At 40.0% G+C, this 240-nt stretch carries 1 pseudogene; it reads right to left on the reverse strand.

Going from position 1 to position 240, the window contains the following annotated elements:
• Nucleotides 1-240: pseudogene (locus SB775_RS33305) on the reverse strand (adenosine deaminase); the annotation flags it as partial.

The raw sequence follows: 240 nt of genomic DNA on the forward strand, positions 1-240 counted from the left end.
CCCTTCAATTCGTTTTCTCTGCTTCTTCGTTTCTTGCATGCAAGATAAAATGAGATCATTACCGTCCATCAATCTTGGCCAGCTTGTTAATTCGCCGCCTTGAAGGACGTCAGGATGATCAATCCATTCCTTGCGATAGTTGATTGGAAGCATTTCATCTTCATATCTTACTTCAGTCTGAAGATCGTATCTGGACCACCAAAAATACTGAAATGGCTGCTTTTTTAATTCACATAGAGT

This window comes from Peribacillus sp. SIMBA_075, from assembly GCF_046534585.1.